The sequence below is a fragment of the Leucobacter sp. M11 genome (assembly GCF_035726885.1).
Classification (GTDB): Bacteria; Actinomycetota; Actinomycetes; order Actinomycetales; family Microbacteriaceae; genus JAPFRB01.
Genome location: NZ_JAPFRB010000001.1, coordinates 576,144 through 586,423 on the forward strand (window position 1 = coordinate 576,144; position 10,280 = coordinate 586,423).

General features: G+C 74.5%; 10 protein-coding genes. 3 read left to right on the forward strand and 7 right to left on the reverse strand.

Going from position 1 to position 10,280, the window contains the following annotated elements; all coding sequences use genetic code 11:
• The 5 genes from OOT08_RS02965 to OOT08_RS02985 form a co-directional block, all read right to left on the reverse strand.
• A partial coding sequence (locus tag OOT08_RS02965) for a FecCD family ABC transporter permease (RefSeq protein ID WP_325091054.1) occupies positions 1 to 802 on the reverse strand: 802 nt, incomplete at its 3' end.
• The gene (locus OOT08_RS02970) at positions 783 to 1,934 is read right to left on the reverse strand and encodes an ABC transporter substrate-binding protein (RefSeq protein ID WP_325091055.1); all 1,152 of its coding nucleotides are present in this window, start codon (positions 1,932 to 1,934) and stop codon (positions 783 to 785) included. The genes OOT08_RS02965 and OOT08_RS02970, both read right to left, overlap by 20 nt.
• Positions 1,935 to 2,093: 159 nt before the next feature.
• Positions 2,094 to 2,537: a DoxX family protein gene (locus OOT08_RS02975; RefSeq protein WP_325091056.1), complete on the reverse strand. Its 444-nt coding sequence runs from the start codon at positions 2,535 to 2,537 to the stop codon at positions 2,094 to 2,096.
• Positions 2,534 to 3,187: a TetR/AcrR family transcriptional regulator gene (locus OOT08_RS02980; protein WP_325091057.1), complete on the reverse strand. Its 654-nt coding sequence runs from the start codon at positions 3,185 to 3,187 to the stop codon at positions 2,534 to 2,536. The genes OOT08_RS02975 and OOT08_RS02980 overlap by 4 nt, the downstream gene beginning before the upstream one ends.
• Before the next feature lie 75 nt (positions 3,188 to 3,262).
• Positions 3,263 to 4,792 (reverse strand): AAA family ATPase, encoded by a 1,530-nt coding sequence (locus tag OOT08_RS02985; protein ID WP_325091058.1) that lies wholly within the window; start codon positions 4,790 to 4,792, stop codon positions 3,263 to 3,265.
• An 84-nt stretch (positions 4,793 to 4,876) separates the two neighbouring features.
• On the opposite strand from OOT08_RS02985, the gene OOT08_RS02990 reads away from it, so the two are divergent.
• Both OOT08_RS02990 and OOT08_RS02995 read left to right on the forward strand, forming a co-directional pair.
• Entirely contained in the window at positions 4,877 to 6,802 is a 1,926-nt protein-coding gene (locus tag OOT08_RS02990) for a vWA domain-containing protein (protein ID WP_325091059.1), read from the forward strand.
• Between the two features lie 121 nt (positions 6,803 to 6,923).
• The gene (locus OOT08_RS02995; RefSeq protein WP_325091060.1) at positions 6,924 to 7,775 is read left to right on the forward strand and encodes a hypothetical protein; all 852 of its coding nucleotides are present in this window, start codon (positions 6,924 to 6,926) and stop codon (positions 7,773 to 7,775) included.
• 4 nt (positions 7,776 to 7,779) lie between these two features.
• On the opposite strand, the gene OOT08_RS03000 is transcribed toward OOT08_RS02995, so the two are convergent.
• Positions 7,780 to 9,468: a DUF885 domain-containing protein gene (locus OOT08_RS03000; RefSeq protein WP_325091061.1), complete on the reverse strand. Its 1,689-nt coding sequence runs from the start codon at positions 9,466 to 9,468 to the stop codon at positions 7,780 to 7,782.
• Between the two features lie 63 nt (positions 9,469 to 9,531).
• On the opposite strand from OOT08_RS03000, the gene OOT08_RS03005 reads away from it, so the two are divergent.
• Positions 9,532 to 10,125 carry a helix-turn-helix domain-containing protein gene (locus OOT08_RS03005; RefSeq protein ID WP_325091062.1) on the forward strand — a complete coding sequence of 198 codons (594 nt, stop codon included), beginning with the start codon at positions 9,532 to 9,534 and terminating at the stop codon, positions 10,123 to 10,125.
• A gap of 12 nt (positions 10,126 to 10,137) precedes the next feature.
• On the opposite strand, the gene OOT08_RS19055 is transcribed toward OOT08_RS03005, so the two are convergent.
• The coding region (locus tag OOT08_RS19055; protein ID WP_442916173.1) for a hypothetical protein at positions 10,138 to 10,280 on the reverse strand (143 nt) is incomplete at its 5' end.

The window sequence follows — 10,280 nt, forward strand, 5'->3', positions numbered from 1 at the left end:
CGTCGTCGTCCCCCATCGAGAGGATGTTCACGCGCCAACGCAGCGCGAGGATCACGCCGGAGGCGGCCACGATCGGCACCGCGGCGAGCAGGAGCTTCGGGTAGCTCGCCGTGGCGATCGACCCCATCAGCCAGAACACGATCGAGGGGAGCTCGCCGTTCGGGTCCGCGACGTAGGTGAGCATCGAGACGAAGGCGTTGAACATCGCCCCGATGACCGTGCCCGCGAGGATCACCATGAGCAGCGGTGACCCCGGGGTGACCCGGGCGATGACGAGCACGAGGGCGAGCGCGGTGAGCCCGCCGAGGAACGCGCCCCCGACGAGGAAGGCCCCGCCGAGCCCGGCGAGGATCATGAGCACCCCGCCGAAGGAGGCCCCGGCGGAGACGCCGAGCACCTGGGCACTCGCGAGGGGGTTCCGGAACACGGCCTGCATGGCCGCGCCGCTCAGGGCGAGGCCCGCGCCGACCAGCATCGCGAGCAGGAGCCGCGGCAGCCGAACGTCGAGCACCACGGTGGCCTGCTGATCCGTCCAGCTCCCCTCGAGGGGCAGAGCCAGGGACCCGAGGATCCGCGCGACCTCGACCGCGGGGACGTGGAAGCGGCCCGCGGACAGGGCGAACAGCGCGGTGCCGATCAGCGCGAGAACGAGCAGCCCGAGGACGAGTGGGCCGGAGCCCGGCGTGCGGGCACCGGGCTCCGGATCGTTGCGGGACGCTTCGGCGGTCGCGACGGTCGCGACGGTGGCGGCCGGGGTGCCCCGGGTCTCGGTCGTTCGCGCCCTAGCGGCGGAACTGGTCATAGTCGGCTCCGGCGGCGTTGTCCGCGAAGCGGAGCACCCCGTCCAGCTCGTCCTCGCTGAGCGGATAGGCAAAGAGGTCGTCGAAGGCGGCGACGGTCTGCGCGCGCAGCTCGGAGTCGCCCGCCTTGGGGTACAGCAGGTGGAACATCCACTCCCACATCAGGGGCGATTCGGAGCCCGGCACCTGCCAGCGGTAGCCGCCGAGCGGGGTCTTGTAGACCCGACCGTCCTGCACCGCCTGCACGGAGGCGAGGCGTGGGTCGGCGAGAATCTGCTCCGGGGTGGACTCGTCGAAGGCGCTCAGGAAAATCACCTCGGGGTTCCACTCCAGGATCTGCTCGGGGCCGACCTGCCCGCCGTCGGAGACAAAGTCCTGGGACACGAGGTCCGCGCCGACGAGGTCGAACTGGAAGCCGTCGTAGCCGTCGCCCGTCGTCGTGGAGTAGCTGTCGGCGGCGTGCGAGAGCATCATGGCGCGGGGGCGCGGGGTGTCCTGGGCGGCGACCTCGGCGCGGACGGCCTCGATACGCTCGTGCTGCCACTCGACCAGCGCTGTGCCGCGCTCGGGCTTGCCCGCGATCTCGGCGAAGAGCGTGAGCCAGGCCTCCAGGTCCTCCTGGGTGCCGTAGCTGAGTCCCACCACGGGGATGCCGGCGGCGGTGATGGGGGCGATGACGTCGTCGCCGCGGTCACCCCACTGGATGACCACGTCCGGGTCGAGCCCAACCAGGGTCTCGACGTTCGGCACGAAGTCCGCTCCGGCGACGGTCGTGCTCTCGGCGGACGCCGGGAACATCGTCGCGAACATGCCGCCCTGGTTGGCCTTGAGCGTCGACTCGTTAATGCCGACGATCCGGTCATAGCTCCGGTCCACCGCCGCGAAGATCGAGGGCGCGGGCATCACCGTGAAGGCGACTCGCTCCACGGTACCGGGCAGCTCGATCGTCTCCCCGCGCTGGTCCACGACGGAGATCCCGGCGGCCGGGGTCGTGGGCTCGGGGGCGGCGGGCGCTGCCCCGACCGCGGGGGCGCAGCCGACGAGGGCGACCGCGGCGACGCTCAGCAGGGCGAGGGCGGGGAGGAGGCGTTTCCGGCTGCGGGCGGGGCTGGCGTTTCGGGGCATGACGAACATGCGGTCCTTTCGTTCTGAGGCTCGGGGGGAGGTCGACCAACAGCACCGTAGCGGACAAAGGGTAGCCTTGCCTAATCCTCATCTGAGGAATACAGTGAGGGTGGAAACCGCGGGCGGGCGGCCCCGCGCCGACCCCGAAAACCCCCGGCTTTCCGGGGCTCAGCGGGTGAGCGCCGCCCCGAGCAGCTCGAGATTGCCGAGCAGTTCGAGATTGCCGAGCAGCTCTCGGACCCCGGGGCCGAGGGCCAGCGCGGCGGAGCCGACGGCGAGCGTCAGCATGCCGAGGCAGTTGACCCAGAACGCCGAGCCGAAAAAACGGGCCCGAAGATGCGCGAGCAGCGCGGCGAGAAAGTACGCGATGACCCCCGCGTGTGCGGCGAGCGCCACCCCGGGCACCGCGAGCCCGACGAGCAGGCCAACGCCGGCCAGCGTCTTGATGACGATCAGCGTCCACCACCAGTCCCGGGGAAAGCCCACTCCGGTCAGGCAGGCGCTGATAAACCTGGGCGGCCGGAGGGACAGCGCGGCATCAACGAGCACCACGGCCGCGAGCAGCCAGGTCGGCCAGGCCGGGTCCGGGAGCAGCAGCGTCGCCGCACTCATCTCCGGTCCCCCGCGGCGGGGTCCCGGTCGCCCGCGGTGAGACTCCGCGCGACGGCGCGCAGCCGCCCGAGCGCTCGATCGAGCTCCGCATCGGGGTCCGAGTGCGGCTCACCGCCGAGGGTAAAGAGCAGGCCAAGGTAGCTCAGGTAGAGCGTCTCAACGGCGTCATCCGCGCGAGCCCCCACGACGTCGTGTGCGCCGAGAACAGCGAGGAGTTCCGTGCGCAGGGTGTCGGCGAGGCCGGAGAACACCTCGGAGCGGTGTTCGCCGCTGAGGAGGACCGCGGCGTACTCTCGACTCAGCTCCTGTTCGCCGAGAAATCGACGGAGGAACGGGCGCAGCAGGGCACTGACGTCTTCGGCGAGATCGGCCCCCGCCCGCCTCGCAGGGCCCTCGGGGTGCGCTCGGGCTGCGTCGCTGTGGATCGCCGCGATCCAATCATCAACAACGGCGACGAGAAGCCCCGCTTTTCCCCCGAACTGCATCACGGTGCCAACGCTGACCCCGGCGTGCGCCGCGATGTCGCGGACCGCGCTGCCCCGGTACCCGGTCACCCGGAAACACTCCTCCGCCGCCGCACGCACACGTCTCCGGGTGTCCTCTCGGCGACTCGTGCGACCGGCCGAAACTTGAACAGGTTCATTGAACATGTTCAAATTGTACGATGGGCCCCCACGCCGGGCAAGGCCCCGCGGTGGCTCGTCGCACGGCGCGCCGTCGCGCGGCTAGAGCCGGAAGCCCTGGCCCTGCAGGATGAGGGTGAGGACGCGGCGGTCCTCCCGGTGCATCACGCCCTCCACGAAGCGCCGCATCGCGTGGTCGAGCCCGATCTCGCCCCCGGAGCCCGCGACCTTGCGCAGGATCGCGACGAGGGTGCGCGGGGCGATCACGGACTCTTCGAGCCCGGGCCGCCCGTCGATCTCCCGCTCGGTGCTCACGTAGTTCTCGAAGCCCTCGCCGTGCCGACCGGCGAAGACCTGCTGGCTGATGAAGGCCGCCCGTGCGGCTCGCCCCAGCTCGGGCGCACTGAGGAATCGCGGCAGCTCTCCCTCCCGGTCGACGACCGCGGCGGAGGCGAGCAGCGCGTTTTCGGCCGGGAACTCGGCGTAGCCGAGCCCCGCATCCGGGTAGTGCACCCGGTAGCTGTTCGCGCCGAAACGGTTGACGAGTTCCGAGCTCAGCCGATCGATGCCGCGGTAGCGGTGCGGGGTCTGTTCGTTCGCGGTGGCGAGCACCGCGAAGCCCGGCTGGATCGTCACGGCCCGGCCCGCGTTCTCCTGCACCGCGAAGCGGTCCCCCGGGCGCAGCTGCAGGATGCGGTTGAGCCGCTTCAGGAACTCGGGCGGCATCGCGTTGACCTCGTCGAGGATCAGCGCGCGGCCCTCGGTCATGGCGCGCAGCAGCGGCCCGCCGACGAAGGCGCTCACGGTGGCCCCGCCCTCCGCGCGCAGTTCGTGCGCCCCGATCACCTGGGCGCTCGTGATGTCGCCGTAGCCGGACACGAGTTCGGGCTCGCGCCCCAGCCCCGTCCGGGCGAGGTACTCCGCGAGCGCGGTCTTCGCGCCCCCGGTCTCGCCGAGCAGGAGCAGGGGCTCGCCACGGTGCAGGGCGGGCAGCGCCTCGGCGATGATCCCGCGCATCTGCTCGGTGAGCAGCAGCCCCCCGTCCAGCTGGCGCTTCGCCTCGCGGAGCCGAATCGTGCCGAGCGCGGCGAGGACGGCGTCGCGTCGGCGCGCGGAGTCGATGCCGCGCTCCCAGTCGGGGACGCGATCCGGGTCCGAGCGCAACTCGTCGAGGCGGCGCACCTCCGCGGCGATGAGCTGTCGGCCGGAGCGGGCCGCGCGGGCGATGATCTCGGCGGCCTCCGCCCGGCGAGCCTCCTGCCGAGCCGCCGCGCGGGTGGCCTGGGCCGCGAGGCGCAGCGTGGCGGCCTGCTCGGCGAGCGCCGCGTCACGGAGAGCGCGGTGCTCCGGCTCAGCGAAGAGCCGGGCCTCCCGATCGAGCAGCTCCTCGATGCTCGCGAGACCGAGTCTGAGCGCATCGGGCTGCGCGGCCGCGAGCGCCGCCCAGGCCGAGCGTGCCTCGGGTCCGTCCGGCCGCGCGCGGAGGGCGGCAAGTCGCACGCGCAGCTCGTCGACGGCCTCGGGGGCGAGGAGGTGGGCCGCGTCGGCCAGCACCGCTCGGCGGCTGCGTCGAAGCTCCGCGGCGATCTCCGCGGCCTCCGCCAGCACGGGGTCCGCGTCCAGGGGCAACATGCCGCCACGCTATCACGCGCGGGCCCTGCACCGTCCAGTCGGCTTGGGCCGGGCGCGCGGAGCCGGATGACCTAGGGTGGGCCTATGAGTCAGGCGCCGTCCGTCCCCGAGTCCCGGGCCAGCGAGTGGGCGCGGTTGCGCGCCCGTTTCGGCGCGGTGGGCCGCCTGCTCGGGGTGCCGATCACGGTGACCGAGGACCTCGGGTGGGAGCTCGACGGGTCCGGGCTGCGGCTGGGGCTCGGCTATTACTCGGGGCTGGGGCACCCGGAGGACGAGGCCGAGGCTCGGGCCCTGCTCGACCTCTGGGTCGGGCTGCGCTTCGGCCGGGTCGCGCCCGTCCGAGTGCGCCGCCAGGAGCAGCTCGCCCACCGCCGCCCGGAGCTGGAGCCGCTGCTGGCGGCGATCGACCGGATCCAGGCAAGCGGCGAGCTGCTCGCGACGCTCCCCGCGCTGCGCGGTCCGCTGGAACGGGCCGCGCAGCGCGGGGTGCCCGCCGACCTCACGGGCTGGCCGCGGCACCTACAGTGGGCGGGCGCCGTGCAGCTGGCCGCCCTCGCCCCGCGGCACCCGGTTCGGGTCTCCCCCGAGGTGGCTGAGGAGCTCACCCGGCTCGCCGGGCTGGGCGGCGGGGGCGGCGACGCCCTGCGCCGCGTCGCCGCCCCCGATGCGGCCCGCGGGCAGCTCGCACGTCTCGAGCGCGCGCTCGGCCTCCTCGTGCCGCCCGCCGACCGGTTGCTCGCGCTCGATGTGGCCGCCCGCGGCCTGGCCGCCGAAGGCGAGGCGCAGCCCCCGGCCCCGGCGGAGGACGGCGATGCCGGGGCGGGCCTCGCGCTCGGGGCCGGCGAGGCGGCCGACGCGCAGGCCGGGGAGGGCGAGGCGGGCGAGGAGGCGAGCTCCGCCGAGCCAGACGACGGGGCGGAGCACCGTCAGGACCCGGCCGACGCGGCGAGCACGGAGGGGGCGGACCTGTTCGCCTCGGACCGGGGCGCCTTCGTGAGCACGATCCTGCCGACCCCGATGCCCGCGGCGGACACGATTGCCGCGCTGCTCCAGGCGCTGCCCGAGGGCAGCGCCTTCGCGGATGCGCCTCCGCCAGAGGGCGATCCCCGCTCCCCGGCCGCAGCCGGGCCCGCCCCGGCGGGCGACGCCGCCGGGGCGGCGCAGCTGCGCGGGTACCGGGAGCGCGTGCTCGCCCAGCGCGAGGCCGTCGACCGGATGCGCCAGACCTGGCAGCGGGTCATCTCGGAGCGCCTCGCCCCGAGGCCCGTGCTCAGCCGCCGCCCGTTCCCGGAGGGCGACAGCCTCGATGCCGAGGCCCTCGCCCGCGTGGTCGCCGAGTCCCTCGCGGGGGTGCCCCGCCCGAGCGCGTATCGGCGGCGGGAGCGCGCCCCCCGGCGCGGCGAGGACGCCGGACGCACCGACTACGTGCTCCTGCTCGACCGCTCCGGCTCGATGCAGGGCCTCGCCGCGGACGCCGCGAGCGACGCCGCGCTCATCATGCTGGAGGGGCTCGCGGGGGCCGAGCGAGACATCGCCGCCGCCGAGCGCGAGACGGGGGCCGAGCTGGGGCTCGGCATCCGGACCGCGCTCATCGTGTTCGACGCCGAGCCCACCGTCGTCAAGCCCCTCGCGGGGGCGCTCGATGACGCCTCCCGGCAGCGCCTCGACCTCGAGATCCGCAGCCCCCGCGGCTCCACGAACGACGGGGCGGCGCTCCGGGCGGCGGCCGAGCAGCTCGGCGTCCTCGGGGCCCGGCTCGCGAGCGACGGGGAGCCGCGGCGACGCATCGTCATCCTCGTGAGCGACGGCGGCTCGAACGACCCCGTCGTCGCCGCCGCGGAGCTGAAGCGGCTTCGCGCCGCCGGGGTCACCGTGTTCGGCCTCGGTCTCGGCACCGATGACCTCGTCCAGCGCTTTGCCCCCGGCGGCCGCCGCCTCGACGACCCCCGGGCGCTGCCCGAGGTGCTTCGCGGACTGATCGAGGCGGAGCAACCGGGCGGGACCGGATGACCCTGGGCGCTCGGGGCTGGCCGCGGGGCGGCGGCCCGTGCAATGATCGAGCACGAGCCGCGCCGCGGCGCCGCGGCCAGCCCCGGCCGATTCGGCAGCGCCCGGCGCAGAGGGAGAACTGATGAGCACCGCACCCCGGCACCGCGAGGACCGGACTGCCCTGGCCCGGGCGTTGTTCCCGGATCTGGCCGAGCAGCTGGACGCCGCCTACGCCCGGCACGCCGACCCCGCCGGGGTCGCGGCGGGGACGGGGCTGGCCGGCGCGGACGGGCTCGATGCCTGGCTGGATGCGGAGGCCGCCCGGCTGCGCGCCGGAGACCTCTCGGGGGCCGCCTTCGCTGGCCTCGGGGACGAGCGCGTGCGGCACCGCTTCGAGGCCGCCTTCGAGCTCGCGGCTCGGGTGCTGTCCCGGCTCGGTCTGAGCGTGCCAGAGCCGGAGGAGTTTGAGGCGGCGGGGGTCGACCTCGCCGCCCTCGGGGCGGCCTGCGCCGCCGAGGAACGGCTCACGCCGGTGCCCGCGCCGCACGGCCTGGGGGCCGAGGACTGGCGGGCGCTCTACGCCGGAGACCCCGAGCTCCTGCTCGCCTCCGAGATCGTCCGCGACTTCGCGGAGCTCGACCGGGTTGCCGAGCCCGGCATTCCCCGGGTGAGCGAGGTCGATGCGCGCGGACGGAGCCTGAGCTGGACCCTCCGGCTGATCCCCGCGGACGAGGCCCCGCCCCTGCTCGGGCTCGCGCACGCGAGCGGCCCGCACCCGAGCCTGCCCGAGATGCTCCTCCTGCAGGCCATGCGCGCGGCGGCGGGCGAGGCCCCCGTGGACCAGCGCAGCTTCACCTGGCTCGCCGGAACCCTCGGCGGCGGGGCCCTCGCGGCCCGGGCAATCTACGACGACGCCGAGCGCGCCGTCCGCGTCAGTTCCCGCGGGGTCAGCAATCAGGGACCGCACCTCGGCGCGCGGCCCCCGGTCGGCTGAGCGCTCAGCGCTGGCGGCGGAGCGCCCAGGCGAGCGTGTCGAGCCCGAGCGAGCCGAGGCCGAGCGCCTCGCGGTGGAACTCGCGGAGGTCGAAGTCCGCACCGCCGCGCTCGGCTGCCTCGTCGCGCAGCTGCTCCCAGATCCGCTGCCCGATCTTGTAGGACGGGGCCTGCCCCGGCCAGCCGAGGTAGCGATTCACCTCGAAGCGCACGGAGGCCGGGTTCATCGTCACGTTCTCGGTCATGAAGGCCAGGGCGGATGCGGCGTCCCAGCGCCCGGAGCCGTCCGGCAGCGGCTTGCCGAGGTGCACGCCGAGATCGAGCACCACCCGGGCCGCGCGCATCCGCTGCCCGTCGAGCATGCCGAGCCGCGCGCCGGGGTCGTCCAGGAACCCGAGTTCGGCCATGAACCGCTCGGCGTAGAGCGCCCAGCCCTCAAAGTGCCCGGAGGTGCCCGCGAGCTGCCGACGCCACGAGTTCAGGCGGTTCCGGTGGACGACGGCGGTCGCCATCTGCAGGTGATGCCCCGGGACCCCCTCGTGGTAGACGGTCGTCAGCTCCCGCCAGGCCTTGAACTCGGTCACGCCCCGAGGCACCGACCACCACATCTGCCCCGGGCGCGAGAAGTCGTCGCTCGGGCCCGTGTAGTAGATCCCGCCCTCCTGGGTCGGGGCGATCATGCAGTCGAGCCGGCGGATCTCCGCGGGGATATCGAACTGCGTCGCGCCCAGCTCGGCGACGGCACGGTCGCTGGTCTCCTGGAGCCAGTCCCGAAGCGCGCGGGTGCCGTGCAGGATCCGCGCGGGGTCCGCGTCCAGGGCGGCGATCGCCTCTGGCACCGTGCCGCCCGGCACGATCTCGCGGGCGATGCTCGCCTGTTCCTCCGTCATCCGGGCCAGCTCCTCGATGCCCCACGCGTAGCTCTCGTCGAGGTCAACCGTCGCCCCGAGGAACTCGCGGGAGGCCAACTGGTAGTGCTCGCGGCCCACCCCGTCGCGCTCGGAGGCGGCGGGGGCGAGCTCGTCCCGGAGGAAGTCGGCCAGGCCGGCGTAGGCGGTCGCCGCCGCCGCCGCGCCCGCCGCGAGCTCGGCGCGCAGGCCAGCGGGCATCCCGCCAGCCCCGGCGACGAGGCCGGGGAAGAAGCCGTCGGCGGCCGCGTGCCGCTCGGCCTGCGCCGCGACCTCGCGGACCTGGCGCAGCGCCGGGGTGATGCCGCGGCGAGCCCCCTCGGCCAGGGTGCGCCGGTACCCGGCGAGTGCCCCGGCGACGCCGTGCAGGCGCGTCGCGACCGCCGCCCAGTCGGCCTCGCTCCCCCGGGGCATCAGATCGAAGGCGTTTCGGATCGCCTGCACGGGCGAGACGATCACGTTCAGGTCGCGCAGCCCGAGCCCCAGCTCGGCCTGCTCGCGCCGCAGGGCAAGCTGCTCCGAGAGGTCCCGCCGGGTCACCTCGTCGACCTCGTCCACGGGGGCCGCCGCCGCGAGCGCCGCGAGCGTGTGCCGCTCCGCGTCCGCCCGGGCGTCCAGGCCGCTCGGCGAGTAGTCGCCGAAGCGGGCATTGCTCCCGGCCCGGCCGAGCCGGGTGCCCACCGTGGGGTCCAGCTCGACGAGGGTGTCCACCCAGTCCTCGGCGATCCGGTCAATGGGGGTGGCTGGCCGCGCCGCCTCGGGGGTCTGTGGCTGCGGATCGGTCATGGTGCGTGCCTCCTGTTCGCGGAGCGCATCGGCGCGCGCCGCTGTCGTGGGTAGTCTGTGAGGGTGAAGAACGAGAAAGCGGAAGAGAACGTCGAGGTCGCCGCGCTCGGCCGGGAGCTGCGCCACGAGCGGCAGCGCCAGGGGCTGACGGTCACCGCGCTGAGTTCGCGGTCCGGGGTGAGCTTCGGGCTGATCAGCCAGGTCGAGCGGGGGCTGGGCAACCCCTCGTTTCTCGCCCTGAAGCGACTCGCCGAGGCGCTCGGGATCCCCCTGGCCCGGCTCTTCGCCGGGGGCGCGGTGCGCGACGAGCTCGTGGTCCGCGCCGACGAACGGCAGCTGCTGCCGATCCTGGAGGAGTCCCCCGCGAGCCAGCGGGTGATCCGGGAGCTGCTCACCCCCGGCCTGCACTCCTCGCTCCAGGTCATCCGCAGTTCGATCCCCGCGGGCTTCTCTAACGAGGGCAAGGCCTTCCGGCACATGGGCACGGAGTGCGTCATCGTGGAGTCCGGGACGCTGACCGTGGTGCACGGGGAACGCCGCGTGGAACTGGGCCCCGGGGACGCGATGACCTATGCGTGCTCCGTGCCGCACTGGTGGGCGAACACGGGAACGGAACCCTGCGTGGTCGTCGGCGCGGTGACCCCGTTCGAGCAGTAGCCGCGGCGGGCGTCACGGGGTGAGGGCCGTGTCCAGGATGCGCCCCAGCTCGCGGACGGGCTCGGGGTGATCGTCCACCCGCAGATCCAGGTCCAGGTCGAGCACGTTCTCGCCCGGGCCGCGCCGCCCGTGCCCGACGAGCAGCGCCACGGACT